Source organism: Pseudoalteromonas galatheae, from assembly GCF_005886105.2.
Classification (GTDB): Bacteria; Pseudomonadota; Gammaproteobacteria; order Enterobacterales; family Alteromonadaceae; genus Pseudoalteromonas; species Pseudoalteromonas galatheae.
Map to the genome: position 1 here is coordinate 991,697 of NZ_PNCO02000001.1, position 19,896 is coordinate 1,011,592.

Below are 19,896 nucleotides of genomic sequence, written 5' to 3' on the forward strand. Positions count from 1 at the left end.
GGGATAACACCGCTTCCGCGTCCTGCTCTCGCTGAGGTACCTACATCCTGTAGGCAAGGCGAATTTACGCACCAATAGCTGGCTATTGGAAGTGAATTCAACGCAGTTAGCGCTAAAACTAGCTGCTAGAAAGGCATTAATTATTCGCAGCTCAGGTTATTTCTATGTAAGTCAGACGCTAAAGACTTTGTGCTCCAGCAAAGTCACCTTACTCCAGCTCCCTATTAGGTAACACGGTAGAAATGTCAATCATGCATTGCGGTTAAACTCCGCTCTGGAGAACAAAAATCAAATGGACCCTACTCAGTCAAAGCCAGATCCACCTAAATGTAAAAGAGTGGGGTAAGTCCGCCACTCTGTTGTAGATGATTAATATTCTAAAACTGTACTCATTAAACCCGTTTCGCCCACTACGAGTAGATATGAGCGGTCAAATGAAGCATTACAAAGACTAATAACTTCGTCACCCATCATGATATCTTCATTGCAGTTTTCCACTTGATACCAGCCGCTCACTTCACCTCTTTTAAATTCAATGTCAGCGCCGTTTATAGTGAGAGTCATTGTTTTGGAAGCGAGCACGCGCACAGTAAATTTATTGTCGTGGTTGTTTTTAGATGCTTTAACAACTTTGATATCTAGGGTGTCATTGCTATTTTGCATTACAACAAAGTGATAGTCCTGATCATAGCTTATTTTCACTTCTTCTTGTTCGTCCATCCCCACTTTGTTCACCGACTTTGCATAAAAGCTGATAGTTCTATTTACGTTATGCTCGTGGGTGACTTTACTTGGCTCAGAGCCCGATATTAGGGTTTTTACATGGTATTTATCGTCGGAAACGTTGCGTTTATCGCCATCCACTTCAGTGTTTGCCAAGTGAAAAGCAATTTCATAATCGGTGGCGTTGACTAAGTTATATTTATTCTTGGCGATATCTGACCCGAAATTTGCGGTTTCAAGATCTTCTGATGAGCAAGCAATGGCTAAAAATGAGAGTGTAGCAGCAGTCAGTAAACGAAAATTCATGGGTGATCTCCTTTATCAATATTTAGAATGTGGGCTTTCTCTTAGCGATTTCGGAGCAAGAATATCGGATTGAGAAACGTAGAGTTACTTTATGGTGTTTAAAAGGTGTTAGAAATTGTAGTGTGTAAGGCTTTGTTACAAAATAAGGCGTGTATTTGCCAAGGTTTTCCGTTCTAACTAGGTGATAAATATTGGCTTTTGTAATAGTTTAAGCTTTATGACAATTACATTTTTAAACATAAATCTCTAGTTGGATTTATAGTTGTAGAGCAAAATGATAACGATAAAATCTTTAAGTAAAAGTTTCTCTAAAGAAGTGCTGTTTGACAACTATTCACAACAGTTTGACCATGATAGGATTTGTTTAGCGGCACCGAATGGCGTAGGGAAAACCACCTTACTGTGTATGATTGCTGGGCTTGATGATGCGTTCAATGGCGATATTCTATTACAAGGTAAAAAAATCGATAAGCGCCAAACACTTGTTGCACTTGCGTCAGACAACATTCCCTTTCCTGCTTTTTTGCGTGCAAAAGAGCTATTAACTCTCACATCAACCGCATGGCAATGTGATTTTCCTTCTCAGCTTGTAAACGACTTCCAGTTTGAAGCCTTTTTAACGACGCGCTACGCGGATCTCTCCTCTGGTAACAAAAAGAAGCTTCAGCTTATTAATGCTTTGATGCGTAACCCCCCTTATTTATTGCTTGATGAGCCCACTGCGGCTTTGGACGCGGCAGGTTGCGAGTATATCGTTGAGTTGACGCAAAACTACGCAGGTATGGTGCTGATGACAAGTCATGAGCCCGAACCATTTTTACAAGTCGGGTTTCATTCTGTTCCTTTAGCACCGAAGCTGGGTGGTTAAAATGTTTTATTACTACAACTACAGAAAAACGTCACTTACTTTGTCGCTGCAGGCGATAGGCCAGCAACTTCAACAATTTGGCTTGATGATAGCTGCGCTGTTTCAAATCTATCTGCTAGGTTTTATCGCAATACTATTTATGGGTATAGGTAAAATAGTTGAAAGTGATAGTCCAGTGGCGCAGGTACAAATTGCATGGGGGTTACTTGCGGCGCAAAGCTTTATTCTATTTGTGTTTCGAGATGCGGTTTTGGATAACGCGCACAGAAGTTACCACCACACGATCCTGCATCGTGCCATCCATCAAAAAGTGGCGGATGGATTGTCGGTACTTGTTGTTCACCCTTTATTATTGATGACGCTAATTCTCTGCTATTCAATTGGAATTGAGAAAATCACACAAGCGTGGCAATTACTGCTTTTTGCGGTGACGCAATTCTTCGTTGCCCTTTGCTTTGTCTATCGGCCTTTGGGGACCAGTATTGGGTTATTGATAACGGCAATTATCAGTTTTGCTGTTATCGAAATCACTTGGTATTTGGTTACTGTAAACTTAATAGCGTTCGGCTGTGCTGCGGTGCTACCACGTAAAGTGACGTTATCGGTAATGGTTAAAGGATTGACGACGTTTTGGTTGAGCTTTGCTTACAATCACTACTTTGTGCTGCTATGGCGTATTGTGATGAGCGTGTTGGTGGTATGGTTTGGTGCGGTCTTAAGCACAGAGCGACCTGATCTAAAAGCAAATTATGTTCCGGGACTGGTGACTCTAAATCTTTTATGGTGGTCGAGTCTTGCAATTGATCTCAAGCCTGAAATCTACGATCGTGCTGCATATTGGTTAAGTATAGATAAGCTGCAACCAGCAAAGCGGAGTATCTGGACTATTGTGCTGACGGCTGCCGTCTGTTTTTCAGTGCCTGTCTATATGTTATTGGGACTGACTGTTGTGAGCCTGTTACCCTATGCATTTTTGCCGCTTTTGGTGTTAAGTGCATTAAAAGGTCCACAACATTTAGCCATGACTTGGCTCAGTACTTTAGTACTGAGCTATACAGCGTTTGTGCTTTGGTAATACCAACTGCTAATTTGCAGCTTCAGGTAGGCGAGTCAGTTTCTTGATATCGCCTTCGATACTCTCCATTTTCGCGATGAGCAGATTGCCAAGGGCGTCGATATCGTAGTGCCAGATCAGGTGGCCTACTTTTTTAAGTGTAGGCTGTTGCTCTGGCATCAATGTGAGTTGCCAGATGTAATCCTCTTTTGACCAAGCCGATTGCCAATAGATGTCGTTGCCGCGAATTCTTAAGTTACTAAATTGATTGGTTTGCTTTTGGTCTAGGGTATATTTATTTAATGCTTCTGAGTCGCTTTCGAAGAGCGTCTCGTACTCAAGTAGTAGGGTTTGTTGTAGCACAAACCAAGTTTGTCTTTTGGGGTGATAAAAGACAAAATTCGCTGCGCTTTGATGGCTGCTGATAAGCGCCCCAGACAAACTGTATTGATTTAAAGTTTCGCCGTCATAAGCCCATAGTGTCTGTTCATCAATCCAGCCCATGCTTTTGACAGGCTGACTCAGCTGAGAGTCGAACTGGGTGAGTGGGCGTTTTCGGTCGTATATCACTAAATTGTTATCACGGTTTGAGGCCAAATAGTTTAGCTCTGGACTCCATACTAAAAAGCCAACGTACTCATGCCCCTGATGAAAAGAAAGCTGGCTGATTTTATCATCGCGATAAAGATACACCTCGCATACGCCGCTGCGCCTAGACATAAATGCGGTTTCCCCCAAGCTGTTGGTCAGTGGCAGGTAATCGATGCTTGAGCTTGAAAATAAGGGGAGGTTGTCTCGGTCTTTAATATTAACTTGGAAGCTTTCTAATGCGGCAAAAATATCCCCATGTTGATCGCTCGAAAAGCTTGTATAAAGGCCAATCTCCGTTTCTTTTATAGCGTGAATGTCACCGTCTCGAAAGTGCCGTGACAAGCTGCCATATTGACTCGCAATCACGGCTTGATGATAAATATCAAATGCCACGGAAGTCACAGGGACAGGCCATTCTATATGAACCGTGCCATCGAGTGTTTGAAGTCTTGCCAGCCTCTGTTTATCTTGCACTAAGTAATAGGTTTTGCCTCCCCAACCTCGAATTGCCATTTTTAACTGCTCATTGGCTGCCAAAGCGAGTGGCAGTTTGACCATTTGATGGGACTCTAGCCTGTAAAGGTGCGCTGCTTTGGCATTGTATTGGCCGAACGTTAAAATAAGTTCCTTATCATTTTTCCAAACAGGTTTAGTACCAACCTGGCAGGGAATAATTTGAGAACTGTGGAAAAATTGCCCCGCAGCAGTCATCACATGAAGTTGACAGCCACTGCCTTGATATTGCCAGAATGCTAGCTTATCTGAATCGGGGCTCCAACTTGGAAAGCTAATACGAGAGTCGAAATGGTGTGCATTTAATTGATAGCCTTGTTTGTTGGCAATCACAAGATGAGTAAAATCTTTAATGTAGGCGATGAGATCTTGGCTTTGGTGGGCATCAACGTCAAATTCAAGGCCTAGATCATGGCTAAGGCTCGAGGTTTCGTAGCGTGATGGTGTTTTTTCAGTCGGTGTTTGATTAAAAAAGGCGATTGCGCCAAAGCATAACACTGCCATAACGACGGCGCTAAAAGAGAAAAAGTGGGACTTGGTTATTGTTTTTACGGGTTTTATCGTATGCTGAGACACCTTATCATGGCTTGTAAGTGGCGCGATAAAGCGATAACCCCGTTTGGGGATAGTTTTGATATAAATCGGGTTTTTAGGGTCATCCCCAAGCACTTTTCGCAGTTTAGTTAGTAGCTGATAAAGGCTATTAGGTTCGACAACCGCGTGTTGCCATAGCTTCTCAGTAAGCCAATATTTCTCTAGTACTTCGTTATGATGCTCAATAAAAAGTGCGAGTAACCTTGCCATTTGTGGCTCAAGTTTTACGGTTTCTTGGCTTTGCCTATGTGTTAGGCAGTCTTGCTGGAGATCAAACTGCCAATGTCCAAAACAAACCATCTCTACTTCCTGTGCCTGCACGCTGAGTACCAATTTCAATAATCAAAGCCAATTGTTCCTATAACGTTAGCGTTTCTTAAGATTAAGTCAATGTTTATAAAGGTTAAGTCAGCTTTCTTCAGAAAAAGTTAAGAACTTTTTACGGCAAAGTTTGTTGCAATAGCAGGCATAACTCTGAGGAAAGTATGTATGAATAAAAGCAATAAATTTTGGCTTGGTTTAAGTTATCCCATGATGGCAGGAGCTGTACTTGCGGAACCTATCGTGATTGATGGTAAGTTAAATGAAGCGCAGTGGGGTTCTGCTACACACTTTGAACAATTTGTTCAGGTTGTGCCTGTAACTTTGGCATCTGCCAATGACAAAATTACAGCAAAAGCCTTTGCAACCGCCGACGGTGTTTATATTGGTATTAAAAACTTTCAGCATAAAGCCGAGCGTAAGCGACAATTCAATATCCATGACCGCTTTATGCAAGCTGACTTCAATCGGGTAGTTGTGGACTTTTCAGGTGACGGCAGCAGCGCATATCAATTCTCGGTGACATTAGGTGGCGGCTCGCAAGATGGTGTTGTAACCCCAAGCTTAAACGTGGATTACGATTGGGATGGGGACTGGCACTATGCCAATCACATTGACGATACGTATTGGACCACAGAATTATTGATCCCTTGGCATACTGTATCGTTTCAGCCGGGAGATGAGCTGGGGCTTAAAAATATTGGGGTTTCGGTACAGTTGTATGAGCTTAAGAGTAATTTTATCTATGCAAACCATGAGGATACAACAGCAAATAACGACTTTTTCTTGTCTATGCCAAAGATCGCAGCACACATCCCCGCACATTCTCAATTGGCATTTGTGCCTTACTTTGCGCATCAAGCTCAATTTGCACCTCTAAGCACTTCGCCTTCCGAGCGCCAGCACCAGTCCGATGTTGGTTTTGATTTATTCTACAAGCCTTCTCATCATCAGAAGGTAAGTCTTGCTGTGAATCCTGATTTTGGTCAGGTGGATATCGATGATGTTGATGTGAATTATTCGGCCGTGGAAACGCTTCGCACCGATAAACGTCCATTTTTCACCCAAGATATCAGCCTGTTTGAAGTTGCTGCACTTGAAAGCACTAAGCTTATTCATACCCGTCGTATAGGGGCATCAAGTGATGATGGTACACGTGCAATCACCCCCATAGATGCCGCGCTACGATTTGTACATAAAGGTAAGTCGGTACAATTTGGTACTTTTGTTGTGTCTGAGTCGGACTTTTCGGATGATATCGGTAAGCAGTTTTTTGCCGCAAGAGCTAATTATCGCACGCAAGATTGGCAGGCTGGTGTGCTTGCAACCAAAACAGACAGACCGTTTCTTGAGCGTGATGCCACAAGTTATGCCCTTGATGGCCAGTATCGTAGTGATACTTGGTCTTTCAAAGGTGCGCTATTACAAACTGAGGTAGAAACACAAAAGCAACGTGTTACAGGTGAAGGTGTATCGCTAGAGGCAGAGTATCAACAGTCGTTACAGACAAAGTTCGCTGCGCGCTACTTTGCTGTGGATGACGAATTTGATAATCGTGATCTCGGTTATATGAAACGCAATGACTGGCAGGTGAGTGAGCTTTATGGTGAATACTCGATGCACCCAAAAGACAGCTGGTTTACCAGATTAAAGCAGTCACTCACATTAAGACATGAGCAAAATAATGCAGGAACAGGCTTAGCGGCCAGACAAGCATATTTAGCGCAGTTTTTGCTGGCAAATGGTGGTCAGCTCAATCTCGGCCTAGATTATTACACCAGCGGTAAACAAGATAATTTAGGGCGAGGCACAGAGATGTTTGAGATGCCAAGCCGCGTGGAGTCTCGGGTATTTTATCAAAGCCCTTATGTAGGAGATTTTTCTTGGGCTGCAAGTATAGAGCTTGACCAGGAGGGAATATCAGGCTCAGCACAGCAGTACGCCGTGGATTTGACGTGGATGCCACATTATAACTGGAACCTTAAGTTGAGTAATTTCTTTAGAAGCGGTGATGGCTGGCTAATGGCAAACGGGCACAACCGCTTGAGTGAATACGATAGAGATGAGTTTTCCAATAAATTTGAATTTAATGGCCGGATCACTGACAACCTTGAACTCAGTGGTTCACTACAGTGGACGGTACTTGAAGCGCAAAGTAAGACGATTTATCAACTTACCAACGGTGAGCTTCGCGAGATTCATGGTGATACCAGTTTTGACGATAGGCGCTTAGCGAGCCAGATAAAACTGCGTTATCGTATGGGTGCATATTCAGACATTTTTTTAGTGTATCAACGAGGAGGTGCAAACTTTTCGACACTTGAAAAGTCTCAGGTCGGGCGCAGAGATTGGTTTGGTAGTGTTGCCGATTTATGGCAACAGCCAGTGCAAGACTTAGTGACGTTTAAGGTGCGATATTTATTTTAAATCACTAGAGCTGTGTTCCCCCGGCTCTAATACCAATTTTCTTAATTAAGTGGTCTATTTTGAGGCGAGAAAATCTTGTCGATAACCAGGCAAAAATTTTGTTATTTAGTTGTTCTAAATAAGAAATTTTTAACGCTGTTAGCGTCAGATTTATTCCTTCAAATTGAGCAAGTATTAAGTCAAATTGGTATAATCTGCCAAGAAAAAAGGTCAGAAAATTCTGACCTTTATATCCACGCTAATTGCTAGGGTAGTATGGGTAACACTACCTAAACAAAAATAGTTATGCTGCGTCTGCCTTAGCTGACTCTTTGGTTCTTGCTTTACCAGCAAGTAACTCTTCAGGGTCAAAGTCATCAACGTTGATAACGGCAAGACGCTTTGCTTCAACGGCAGTCAATTTCGCTGCTTCGTCTTCGCTTAGCACGCCAGCTTCAAGCCCCATTGCTGCCACTTTATCAAGCTGCATAAACGGTAACTTTTTACCAGTACCACGGCATACCTTTTCAAATAATGGCTCTACGGCAAGAATGTCTTTTAGCGTTTGCTCTTGCTTACCAAGCAAGCACAGAGGCTCATCTTTTAAGTAGATGTGTGTTGCAAGACGATCACGCGTTTCGCTAGGCATTTGAAGTAACTGAGCAAGCTTGTGTTCCATTTTGTCGGTTGGTTTACGAACCGGACGACCAAATGGGAACAGGACCACTTTCAATAGGCCACGTAATGCAGCAGAAGGCATGTTGTTAATTAAGTCAGCAAGGGCACGTTGGCAAAGATATAGGTGCTCTTGACAAGACCATTGTACAAACGGTAAGTCTTCTTTACGACGACCTTCATCGTTATAGCGCTTAAGCGTTGCTGAAACCAAGTATAGGTAGCTTAATAAGTCGCCTAAACGTGCAGATATACGCTCTTTACGCTTAAGTGAGCCACCAAATACAGCCATACAAATATCAGACATTAATGCCAATGATGCACTGTAACGGGCAGCATTACGATAATAAACCGCAGTTTCATCGTTAAATGGTACTTTGGTGAAACGTGCACCGGTTAGTGCTAACCACTTAGTTCTTACCAAGTTCGACATAGTGAAACCGATGTGACCCATCAAGGATTTATCGAAGCTATCAAGTGCTTCTTGTTTATCTTTGATAGAGCAAGCTTCAAGTTCAGCCAGTACAAATGGATGGCAACGAATAGCGCCTTGACCGTAGATGATCATGTTACGGGTTAGGATGTTTGCACCTTCTACCGTAATTGCAATTGGTGCACCTTGGTAACCACGACCAACGTAGTTATTTGGTCCTAGACAAATCCCTTTACCACCATGAATATCCATGGCATGGATGGTTGAAGCACGCATTTGTTCGGTTAAGTGGTACTTCAAAATGGCAGAAACAACCGAAGGTTTTTCACCTAAATCTACCGCGCCAGTTGACATGGTAACCGCAGCATCAGAGCTATACGCATAGCCACCCAGTTTCGCAAGTGCTTCTTCAATCCCTTCCATTTTACCAATAGGAAGTTTGAATTGACGACGAATACGACTATACGCACCACTTGCCACTGCAAGAGATTTAATACCACCGGCAGAGTTTGAAGGAAGCGTAATAACACGACCGACTGACAAACACTCAACTAGCATGCGCCAGCCTTGTCCTGCCATTTTTGCGCCACCAATAATGAAATCCAGTGGTACAAACACGTCCTCACCTTGTGTTGGACCATTTTGGAATGGCACATTTAGAGGGAAGTGGCGACGACCAATTTTTACACCTGGTGTGTTAGTAGGAATAAGGGCACAAGTAATACCTAGCTCTTCTTTATCGCCTAGTAAGCCGTCCGGGTCACGCATTTTAAACGCCAGACCAAGTACAGTCGCAACGGGCGCTAAGGTAATATAACGTTTGTTCCACGTTAAGCTAATACCCAGCACTTCTTTGCCTTCCCATTCGCCTTTACACACAACACCAAAGTCAGGGATAGATGAAGCATCAGAGCCCGCTTCCGGTGACGTTAATGCAAAACAAGGGATTTCATCACCCACTGCTAGGCGAGGTAAGTAATGTTCTTTTTGCTCGTCAGTACCATAGTGCTGAAGTAGTTCACCTGGGCCTAACGAGTTAGGTACGCCCACGATAGACGATAGTAAAGTTGATTTACTAGTAAGCTTTTGTAATACACAAGATTGCGCGTAAGCTGAAAACTCAAGACCACCGTATTGCTTTTTGATGATCATCGCAAAGAACTTGTTGTCTTTTAAGTATTGCCACACGTCTTGCGGTAAGTCCGTCAGTTCGTGTGTTGCTTCCCAATCGTTAAGCATGGCACACACTTCTTCCACCGGACCATCCAAAAACGCTTGCTCTTCAACGCTCAAACGTGGCTTTGGAAACTGATGAAGTTTATCCCAGTTTGGGTTACCACAAAATAGGTCGGCTTCCCACCAAGTAGTACCTGCATCAATCGCTGACTTCTCGGTTTCTGACATCGTCGGCGTTACTTTTTTGAACGCTTTAAATGCCGGAGCCACGATGTACTGCTGACGTAGGTTCGTTACTGAAAGCGGAATAACAATCGCTAAGAAAATTAACCAAGAGATAATGCCAAATGCACCAGCAAAGGTGCCAACTAGCATTGTAACTGCTGCAATACCTAGAGCGGTATTCCAGCTTGCGCGATGATAGCTTGCTGCGCTGAGCAAGGCTAACAACGCGAGAACAAATATAAGTGTCATGTTGTTCTTCCTTATAAGAGGTCTGACCACCCAGTTAGACTAGCTGGTTAACGCTGATATTTCAAGCGTCTTCATACCCTGTATGCGAATTAGTTGATGCCTTGTTGTGACATATTATTTACGTTTTGTACTTAATCTGAGTGTTAAATGAGTCATGCTTCTCATGCCAGTAATTTAAAAGTTATTGATTACACCCCAGCTACAACCTAAGAGAATTTTCAACGTTATTCATTACTGAACGATATTTAAGTGTAATGAACGTAGTGTAATGTGGCGAAAATGCACATGAATTTTCTTTCAGTGAAGTTCGCTATCTGTGCATTATAATTGCCAAAACTTCATGTCTGATTTGCATTGAAATACACGTTAATGTTTCTACAATTGGGTTAAGCATAGCGACAAAATGGTGCTTTTAAGAATTGCTAAGGAGTAGCAAATGCAGTCCATTTTCTTGGTAGCTATGTGAGTTAGGATTTACCGCCACGACCTAGTGTAGCGGTTGATATTGCTGTCCATGTTAAGGAGAAACAAAATGCAGCAGAGTATTTTTTATATCATCACTTCTTTGGCCTTTGCGGCTATGTTATCTGCTTTCCACCTCTTTCCTGAGGCGGTACTTTTTAATGTTTTTAGTAGTTTGTTTGCCGCGTTGCTTGGCTATCGTGCTTATACCCGTTGGGCTTTATTACTGTGCTGTATTAACGTGTTGGCCATGACATTTTGCCCTTTACTTGATTCAGGTGGCTGGTTAAGTCTAAAAGGAGCGGTCGTTTTTGTGTGCTGTGTGATGTTTTTTGCAATAGCCTTTGGTTGCAATAAAGCGGTGACACAAAATAAAAGGTTTTATTATTAGTCGCCTACCTTGCCATGTTAGACTCGACTCAGGCGATGCGTTATCGCCTGAATACTCGAGACAATAGGTGACAGGAAACCCGCATGCGAATATTAGCTGATCAAAATATGCCCTTAGTTGAGTCATTCTTCCGTGAAATTGGTGAGGTAACTCGGTTTGATGGCCGTAGCCTTCAACCTGACGAGCTAAAAAATGTCGATATTCTGTTGACTCGCTCAGTTACTAAGGTCAACAAGGCCCTGTTAGCACAAGCAGATAGACTGAAGTTTGTTGGGACTGCGACAATCGGAATTGATCATATTGATACCTCATTGCTGGCCAGCGCCAATATCTCGTTCAGCAGCGCACCAGGCTGTAATGCGATAGCTGTTGCCGAGTATGTGATAAGCGCTCTACTTGCATATGCACAAGAAACCTCCACGCCACTTCAAGATAAAACGATTGCCATCATTGGGGTTGGTAATATTGGCGCGTGTTTGGCATCAAAGCTTAAAGGGCTTGGTCTTACGATATTATTGTGTGACCCCGTAAGGCAGCAAGCGGGGACATTGGATTCACATGTAGCGTTAGATGAAGCTTTGGCTCGCGCGGATATTGTGACATTTCACGTTCCATTAGTTAAGCAGGGTCCGCATAAAACGGTTCATCTACTTGATGCATCGCGGATAGCGGCATTAAAGCCGGGTACGGTAATAGTCAATGCAAGCCGTGGAGATGTTATCGATAATCAAGCGCTTTTGCATGCGGTAGAGGGTGGGCAAGCGCTTGAGCTGATCTTAGACGTTTGGGAAAATGAGCCGAATATTTTACAACCGTTACTGCAGTATACTCGCTTTGCATCTGTACATATTGCTGGCCACACGCTAGAAGGCAAGGCACGAGGGACGCAAATGTTATACGAAGCTGTATGCCGGGAGTTCGATTTACCAGCCAGCAAAACGATTAGTGATTTTCTCCCTAAACCAAGTGTCACTGGCTGCCAGTTGCAATGCACAGCCAACGAGCAGGATATTATCAATTTAGCGCATCTTGTTTATGATATTCGCCGTGATGATGGCATCATGAGAAAACAGCTAAACACATTGGGCTTTGATACCTTGCGTAAAGCATATCCCGTGCGTCGAGAATTTAGTACAATTGCAGTCAATAATGACTCACCAATCAGTGAAAAGCTTTACCAACTTGGCTTTTCTGAGCACAAGAGTTAAGTGCTGTGGTTGGTATATTACAGAATGAGGAAAAATAATGTCGCAAAAATATAATGTTGCGGTACTTGGCGCAACAGGTCTTGTTGGCAAGCAAATTATCGAATTACTAGCGGAACGGAAATTTCCTGTAGACACGCTGTATCCACTCGCGAGTAGCCGAAGTGCGGGTGAAGAAATTGACTTTATGGGTGAAAAAATCGAAGTTCTGGATGTTGAAGAGTTTGATTTTTCTAATGCCCACATCGGTTTGTTTTCAGCGGGTGGTTCCGTGTCGGAGAAATATGCACCTATCGCCGCTGAAGCTGGCTGTATTGTTATAGACAATACCTCACATTTTAGATACGACTTTGATATTCCATTAGTGGTTCCTGAGGTGAATAAAGACAGTCTTGCAGATTTTAGAAATCGTAACATCATTGCTAACCCAAACTGCTCTACAATCCAAATGCTAGTGGCGCTTAAACCAATTTATGATGCCTATGGCATTGACAGAATTAATGTCTCAACTTATCAAGCGGTATCTGGTGCAGGTAAAGAAGCGGTAGATGAGTTGGCTAAGCAAACTGCAAACTTAATGAATGCAAGACCGATGGAAAACGAAATATTTAGCAAACAAATCGCTTTTAACGTCATTCCTCAAATTGATGCGTTCCAAGAAAATGGTTACACCAAAGAAGAAATGAAGATGGTGTGGGAAACGCAAAAAATCTTGGGCGACTCAAGTGTTTTGGTTAACCCGACTGCGGTTCGCGTTCCTGTGTTTTTTGGTCATGCTGAAGCCATTCATCTTGAAACGCGCATGCCTTATGATCTTGAACATATTAAGCAGTTACTTGCTGGTGCGCCGGGTGTTGAGTTAATTGAAGACGAAAACGACTACCCAACACCGGTAAGTGATGCAAGTGGTAACGATACCGTTTATGTAGGTCGTGTAAGGCAAGATATTTCACATCCACTGGGCTTAAACTTATGGGTGGTATCAGACAACACCAGAAAAGGTGCCGCAACAAATAGCATCCAAATTGCAGAAGCCCTGATAGAAAGCTATCTATAAGTATCCATTGATATCGCAAAGTAAGCAGAGTTTTGCTTACTTTTTTGCGCTATAACGGCAAACTTCTGCCAAGAAGTTTGCCGTTAAGTCAAATACTTGACTATTCTTCACCTATATCTGCTATTCCAAAATCAGTAAAAAGCATTATAACCATGTTACCTTTCAATACGTTGCAATGGATATTCCAACATATCTGGTTTATAGTTTGCATTTGGAATAGAGCTTGCTTCAAAGCCATAATAATAAAATGTCGTTTAACGGGTGTTAAACATTTGAGTAAAGGATCGGCATGCGCGGTTTAGCCTTATTTAGTATCTTTGTATTCGCACTGATTGCCACACCAGTATATACCCAAGAGGGGGTAGTGCTAAAAGGCCCTAAAGGGGTTGATTATGGGGCTCAAGGTCGGTCAATAGGGCCTATCAGACCCACGGATACATTGTGGCGTATAGCACAAAAAGTGCGACCAGATGACTCGGTCACCATTTATCAGGTGATGAAGGCGCTTTACGATAAAAATCCTAATTCATTTCTAGATAAAAACCTCAACCATATGCAGGATGGGGCGTATTTACGTATTCCTACCATCAATGAAATTCGCAGTGTTAACCCTGAGTTGGCAAAGCAAAAGTCGGATCAAGATGACAAACTTTGGGAAATGAAGCGTAAGGGATTATTGAATCCAAATGCAATAAACGAAGCTGAGAAAAAGGTTACGCAAGCTCGTAAAGTCGATGTAGAAGAAGCAAAAGAAGACCTGACTAATCAACTGCGCTCTTTAAAAATGGAGCAGGACATGCGGCTGATGGACTTACAAAAAGAGTTCAAGTCCTCAGTGCGTAATGTTGAAGAAATCCTATCCGAAAACAATAAGTTAAAGCAACAGCTTGGTGCTATTTCTACCGAGCTTCAAACGGTTCGTACCCAACTTGGTAAAGACAGCGAAATCCAACAACAGCTAAAGGCTGTTATTGACTTACAAAATGAAATGATTGATCAGCAGGCGGCTCAGGCAAAAGCGCAAGAAAGTAGCGAGTTAAGCGCATTCTTTAGCTCGCCAGCTGGAATTGCGTTACTTGCCACATTACCAGCACTATTAGCAATTGCTGGATTTGTCATGTTTCGCCGGAAGAAAAGTCAATCTCAGGCGTCAACAGATGACGATGATTTTCTTCCGCAAACACCATCCGCTGCTACTGCGGGCGCTGCAACCGCTGCGACTGCATTTGACCCAGAGCCAGACCCACTTGATATCGGAATGGGCGACGATGAAGACGCGCTGGGCGCAAGCGTACAGTTAGATGACGATATCTTGCCTGAAGACGATGAAATTACCTTTGACTCACTTGATGATGACTTCGATGAAGGGAGTGATACGCTAGATCAAGACGAACTTGATAGTTTACTAAACGAAGATATTTCGTTTGGTGATGATCATGACGAAGACTTTATGCAACAGAGCTTCGATGAGGCTGGTGATGAAGTTTCGCTCGATGTTGATGATAGTCAAAATATTTTAAGTGACAGTGATCTAGATGATTTGTTCAACGAATCTCAGGATGAAGAAATTGATGTTAGCGATGATGCACTTGCAGCCCTGAGTGAGGAGCTTGCAGATGAACAGGGTGCTGTTGCTAGCGATGATGATATCGATTCAATTCTTGATGGTGCGCTAGATGAAGAACCCGAATTTAGCGGCAATTTTGATAGTGAAAGCTTAGTTGAGGCTGATGATATCGACGCGCTACTTGATGCTGCCCAAGGTGCTGACGATGATGCACTGCCCGACTTTGAGGAGCCAAACAACGAGCTTGCGGGCGATGATATTGATGCGCTGTTAAATGAAGTTCAAGACGATGCGTTAGCCGAAATTAACGAAGAGCCGGATACGCTTGACGGTGATGATATCGATGCCTTATTGGATGAAGCGCAGGAAGATACGTTGCCGGAATTAGAAGAAGAGTCAGGTGATCTTGCTGGTGATGATATCGATGCTTTATTAGATGAAGCGCAAGAAGATACGTTGCCGGAATTAGAAGAAGAGCCTAGTGATCTTGCTGGTGACGACATCGATGCTTTATTAGATGAAGCGCAAGAAGATACGTTGCCAGAATTAGAAGAAGAGTCCGGTGATGATATCGATGCCTTACTAGGTGAAGCACAAGAAGATACATTGCTAGAGCAGGAAGAAGAGTCCAATGATCTGGCTGATGATGAACTAGATGCATTAGTTGACGAAACTCCAGAGGATGTTTTGCCAGAGCAGGAAGAAGAAACCGATGAATTGGCTGATGATGAGCTAGATACATTAGTTGACGAAACACCAGAAGATGTTTTGCCAGAGCTGGAAGAAGAATCTGATGAACTGGCAAATGATGAACTAGATGTATTAGTTGACGAAACATCAGAAGATGTTTTACCAGAACTTGGAGAAGAATCTGACGAGCCTGAACAGCCTTTAACAGACTCTGAGCAAACGGAGTCAGGGCACTTATCGGGTATGCTGGATGACGAGGATGCTATTCCAGAATTATCTGAAGAATTGGTGGAAGAAACATTACAGTCCGATCTAGCCAATGAAGCAGATTTTAGTGATGAGAATGTTCAAGCTGACGAAGACAGTGAATTTGAAGATCCTGATTTAAAAAGTGTTGATGAGTTATTACAGGAGCTTCAAGCCGAAGAGCAGTTTGAGCTGGATGCTGAACTTGAAGATGACTTTTCGGATGAAGAAGTCGAAATTGAGCTGGGAGATGATCCACTTAATGACGAAGTGGACTTATTGGCAGAGGAAGAATTTCTTGATGAAGAAGATCTGCAACCAAGCGCAGAGCTAGAGAGTTATCCTGAACTGGATCTGGGCGAAGAACTTGAAACTACTGACTCACAAAGCGAAACCGAAAAAGCATTATCAGAAGCGTTATCCAAGGATGCCCAATTTGATATCGAAGGTGGGCTTGATGACGAACTTCTAGACGATGAAATTTCTGGCTTTGATGAAGATGATTTGCCTGAATTTAGTGCGGACTTCGACGAAGAAACCTTGCTTGAAGACGAATCTGAAGCACCAGTCGAAGCAGCTGAGAGTGACACGCTAGAGTCCGAACCAGATCTTGAAATCGCAGACGAGCTGCCTGAGTTAACTGCAGATTTTGGCGAAGAAACTTTGCTAGAAGATGAGCCTGAAGCACCAACCGAAGAAGCAGCAAGTGATACACTTGAGTCTGAACCTGCATCGGAAGTTGAAGACGAGCTACCAGAGTTAGCTACAGATTTCGATGAAGAAACCTTGCTTGAAGACGAACCTGAAGCACCAGTCGAAGAAGCTGAGAGTGACACGCTAGAGTCCGAACCAGATCTTGAAATCGAAGACGAGCTGCCAGAGTTAACTGCAGACTTCGACGAAACATAAGATGTTTTGGAAAGATGACGAGCCGAACAGCTTAAGAGAAACGGAGTCAGGGCAATTATCGGTATGCTGGATGACGAGGATGCTATTCCAGAATTATGAAGAATTGGTGGAAGAAACATTACAGTCCGATTCAGCCAATGAAGCAGATTTTAGTGATGAGAATGTTCAAGCTGACGAAGACAGTGAATTTGAAGATCCTGGATTTAAAAAAGTGTTGATGAGTTATTACAGGAGCTTCAAGCCGAAGAGCAGTTTTGAGCTGGATGCTGAACTTGAAGATGACTTTTTCGGATGAAGAAGTCGAAATTGAGTTGGGAGATGATCCAATTTAATGACGAAGTGACTTATTGGCAGAGGGAAGAATTTTTGATGAAGAAGATTCGGAACCAAGCGCAGAGCTAGAGAGTTATCCCGAACTGGATTCAAGGAAGAACTTGAAACTACTGACTCACAAAGCGAAACCGAAAAGACATTCAGAAGCGTTATCCAAGGATGCCCATTGATATCGAAGGGTGGGCTTTGATGGACGAACTTAGGACGATGAAATTTCTGGCTTTGATGAAGATGAGATTTGCCTGAATTTAGCGGACTTCGACGAAGAAAACCTTTGCTTGAAGACGAATCGAGCACCAGTCGAAGCAGCTGGAGAGTGACACGCTAGGAGTCCGAACCAGATCTGAAATCGCAGACGAGCTGCCTGAGTTAACCGTAGATTTTGGCGAAGAAACTTGCTAGAAGATGAGCCTGGAAGACCAACCGAAGAAGCAGCAAGTGATAACTTGAGTTCGAACCTGCATCGGAAGTTGAAGACGAGCTACCAGAGTTAGCTGCAGATTTCGATGAAGAAACCGCGTTGAAGACGAACCTAGCACAGTCGAAGAAGCTGAGAGTGACATCGCCAGAGTCCGAACCAGATCTTGAAATCGAAGACGAGCTGCCAGAGTTAACTGGTAGACTTCGGACGAAGAAACTTTGCTTGAAGACGAATCGAAGCACCAGTCGAAGAAGCTGAGAGAACGCTAGAGTCCGAGCCAGATCTTTGAAATCGAAGACGAGCTGCCAGAGTTAACTGCAGACTTCGACGAAGAAACTTTGCTTGAAGACGAACCTGAAGCACTAGTCGAAGAAGCTGAGAGTGACACGCTAGAGTCCGAGCCAGATCTTGAAATCGAAGACGAGCTGCCTGAGTTAACTGCAGACTTCGACGAAGAAACTTTGCTCGAAGATGAGCCGGAAGCGCCAGCCGAAGCAGCAGAAAATGACGTGCTTGAGTCTGTACCTGAACTGGATATCGAAGACGAGCTGCCTGAGTTAACTGCATACTTCGACGAAGAAACTTTGCTCGAAGATGAGCCGGAAGCGCCAGTCGAAGAAACTGAAAGTGACACGCTAGAGTCCGAACCAGATCTTGAAATCGAAGACGAGCTGCCAGAGTTAGCAGCAGACTTTGACGAAGATACTTTGCTTGAAGACGAACCTGATGTGCCAGCCGAAGAAGCTGAGAGTGACACGCTAGAGTCCGAACCAGAGCTTGAAATCGAAGACGAGCTGCCTGAATTAAATGCAGATTTTGGCGAAGAGACTCTGTCTGAATTCAACGATGAAGATGATTTGGAAACTCTACTTTCTGAGCCACAAACAGAATCAGAATTACCAGAGGTCGATGAAGCCGAAATTGAAAAAGAGTTTATGGCTGACTTTACCCAAGCAGACTTCGATGCTCTACTCAGCGAACTGGACGACCCCAGTGATTTTGACGCCGGAAATGCAGAAGACTTTGAAGTAGACTTCGATAGCTTGTTACAAGACGAGTTGGTCGCAGGGGAAGCCCAAGCGCTACCAACGGATGCCGAAGGTACAGAAGATTACTTAGAAATTGAAGACTTACTTGAACAAAGCGACGACCTTGATGGCGATGTTGAACCTTACGTTGGTGCAAATATGGACGTTGGGCTTGGCGATTTTGAAGAACTATTAGCAGGTGAAAATACCACAGATGTTGATTTAGAGGATGAAGGATTTGCCGCTAAACTAGATTTAGCGAAAGCTTACATCGAAATTCAAGATTATGATTCGGCGATATCAACGCTCAACGATGTTATTGAGAACGGTCCGAATTCAGTGCAAGCTGAGGCGGAGTTGCTTAAATCAAGTCTTACAGAGTCTTAATAATCACATCAATGATATCGACCAAACAGAGTAATTGCCTAGTTTGGTTGGTATCATCATCTACTTCTTAGCTTAAGCGCTTTAATTCATATCGCCAATCGCATAAAATGTCGTTTTTGTTATGGGTTGCGATAGAAAAAGTATGCGAGTAGCGTTAGGCATTGAATATAATGGTGCAAATTATAGTGGTTGGCAGAGGCAAAATCATGTCAGCAGTGTCCAAGAAGAAATAGAAAAAGCGCTATCGAATATCTGTAATCATCCCGTAGAGATAACTTGTGCGGGGCGCACTGATGCGGGGGTTCATGCAACGGGTCAATTAGTGCATTTTGATACAGATGCTGCTCGCGATATGAGCGCCTTTACACTGGGAATGAACTCTCAGCTTCCTGACGACATTGCGGTACGATTTGCTAAAGAAGTCGACCCAGAGTTCCATGCTCGTTTTTCTGCAACGGCTCGTCGATACCGCTACGTTATTTATAATCATACTTACAGACCGGGCATTTTACGCAGTGGTGTAACGCACTTTCACCACGAGCTTGATGTTGAAAGAATGAAAGCAGCATGCCCTGTGATGATAGGGGAGCAAGATTTCACTTCTTTCAGGGCGGTACATTGCCAGTCTAATACGCCGTTTCGGAATATCCATCACTTGGAGGTGAAACGCATTGGCAAATATATTGTCATTGATATTAAAGCGAACGCGTTTTTACACCATATGGTGCGAAATATTACAGGTTGTTTACTTGATATCGGTGTCGGCAAGCAAGAGCCTGAGTGGATGGCGGAGCTTTTAGTTGCGAAAGACCGCACCTTAGCAAGCGCTACGGCAAAGCCTAACGGATTGTATTTAGTTGACGTGGACTATCCTGAACAATGGCAAATAGAAAAGATGCCGCTAGGGCCTTTATTTTTGCCTGAGGAATTAGTGTAACGGTCGTATTTATGTAGTACCGTATACTCTTAAGACCAGTTTTTTATATCACCTATAGCTAAATCATGATTTAATTGGGAAAAGATGTCTGTCTTTACTGACGGAACAGAATAAAGCACGATAGAGAGT

13 protein-coding genes are annotated in these 19,896 nt (G+C 43.3%); 10 read left to right on the plus strand and 3 right to left on the minus strand.

Annotated elements, in window-relative coordinates:
* Window positions 1-369: 369 nt before the first annotated feature.
* A complete protein-coding gene (locus CWC29_RS04325; RefSeq protein ID WP_128727947.1) occupies window positions 370-1,029 on the minus strand; it encodes a hypothetical protein in 660 nt (219 codons plus the stop codon).
* A 274-nt stretch (window positions 1,030-1,303) separates the two neighbouring features.
* On the opposite strand from CWC29_RS04325, the gene CWC29_RS04330 reads away from it, so the two are divergent.
* Complete coding sequence (locus tag CWC29_RS04330; RefSeq protein WP_128727946.1) at window positions 1,304-1,897, plus strand: ABC transporter ATP-binding protein; 594 nt, start codon at window positions 1,304-1,306, stop codon at window positions 1,895-1,897.
* A 1-nt stretch (window position 1,898) separates the two neighbouring features.
* Window positions 1,899-2,972, plus strand: coding sequence for a DUF6136 family protein (locus tag CWC29_RS04335; RefSeq protein ID WP_138521652.1), 1,074 nt, complete (start codon window positions 1,899-1,901; stop codon window positions 2,970-2,972).
* Between the two features lie 9 nt (window positions 2,973-2,981).
* Here CWC29_RS04335 and CWC29_RS04340 read toward each other — a convergent pair whose 3' ends face one another.
* Window positions 2,982-4,949 (minus strand): winged helix-turn-helix domain-containing protein, encoded by a 1,968-nt coding sequence (locus tag CWC29_RS04340; protein WP_138521650.1) that lies wholly within the window; start codon window positions 4,947-4,949, stop codon window positions 2,982-2,984.
* A 189-nt stretch (window positions 4,950-5,138) separates the two neighbouring features.
* Here CWC29_RS04340 and CWC29_RS04345 point away from each other — a divergent pair, with 189 nt between their 5' ends.
* Window positions 5,139-7,397 carry a DUF5916 domain-containing protein gene (locus CWC29_RS04345; protein ID WP_138521648.1) on the plus strand — a complete coding sequence of 753 codons (2,259 nt, stop codon included), beginning with the start codon at window positions 5,139-5,141 and terminating at the stop codon, window positions 7,395-7,397.
* Between the two features lie 283 nt (window positions 7,398-7,680).
* Here CWC29_RS04345 and fadE read toward each other — a convergent pair whose 3' ends face one another.
* On the minus strand, window positions 7,681-10,134 hold the full coding sequence (gene fadE / locus CWC29_RS04350) for an acyl-CoA dehydrogenase FadE (protein ID WP_138521646.1): 2,454 nt from the start codon (window positions 10,132-10,134) through the stop codon (window positions 7,681-7,683).
* 532 nt (window positions 10,135-10,666) lie between these two features.
* Between fadE and CWC29_RS04355 the strand changes: the two genes are divergently transcribed.
* The 7 genes from CWC29_RS04355 to truA all read left to right on the plus strand — a co-directional run bounded on the left by CWC29_RS04355 (window position 10,667) and on the right by truA (window position 19,767).
* Window positions 10,667-10,987, plus strand: coding sequence for a DUF6419 family natural product biosynthesis protein (locus tag CWC29_RS04355; RefSeq protein WP_128727941.1), 321 nt, complete (start codon window positions 10,667-10,669; stop codon window positions 10,985-10,987).
* A gap of 83 nt (window positions 10,988-11,070) precedes the next feature.
* Window positions 11,071-12,195, plus strand: coding sequence for a 4-phosphoerythronate dehydrogenase (locus CWC29_RS04360; protein ID WP_138521644.1), 1,125 nt, complete (start codon window positions 11,071-11,073; stop codon window positions 12,193-12,195).
* A gap of 37 nt (window positions 12,196-12,232) precedes the next feature.
* Window positions 12,233-13,249 (plus strand): aspartate-semialdehyde dehydrogenase, encoded by a 1,017-nt coding sequence (locus CWC29_RS04365; RefSeq protein WP_138521642.1) that lies wholly within the window; start codon window positions 12,233-12,235, stop codon window positions 13,247-13,249.
* Between the two features lie 289 nt (window positions 13,250-13,538).
* Window positions 13,539-16,661 (plus strand): FimV/HubP family polar landmark protein, encoded by a 3,123-nt coding sequence (locus tag CWC29_RS04370; protein ID WP_235956522.1) that lies wholly within the window; start codon window positions 13,539-13,541, stop codon window positions 16,659-16,661.
* 70 nt (window positions 16,662-16,731) lie between these two features.
* On the plus strand, window positions 16,732-16,956 hold the full coding sequence (locus CWC29_RS04375; RefSeq protein WP_167815411.1) for a hypothetical protein: 225 nt from the start codon (window positions 16,732-16,734) through the stop codon (window positions 16,954-16,956).
* 797 nt (window positions 16,957-17,753) lie between these two features.
* Window positions 17,754-18,830 (plus strand): FimV/HubP family polar landmark protein, encoded by a 1,077-nt coding sequence (locus CWC29_RS04380; RefSeq protein ID WP_167815412.1) that lies wholly within the window; start codon window positions 17,754-17,756, stop codon window positions 18,828-18,830.
* A gap of 142 nt (window positions 18,831-18,972) precedes the next feature.
* On the plus strand, window positions 18,973-19,767 hold the full coding sequence (gene truA, locus CWC29_RS04385) for a tRNA pseudouridine(38-40) synthase TruA (RefSeq protein WP_128727938.1): 795 nt from the start codon (window positions 18,973-18,975) through the stop codon (window positions 19,765-19,767).
* The last annotated feature ends 129 nt before the right edge of the window (window positions 19,768-19,896 follow it).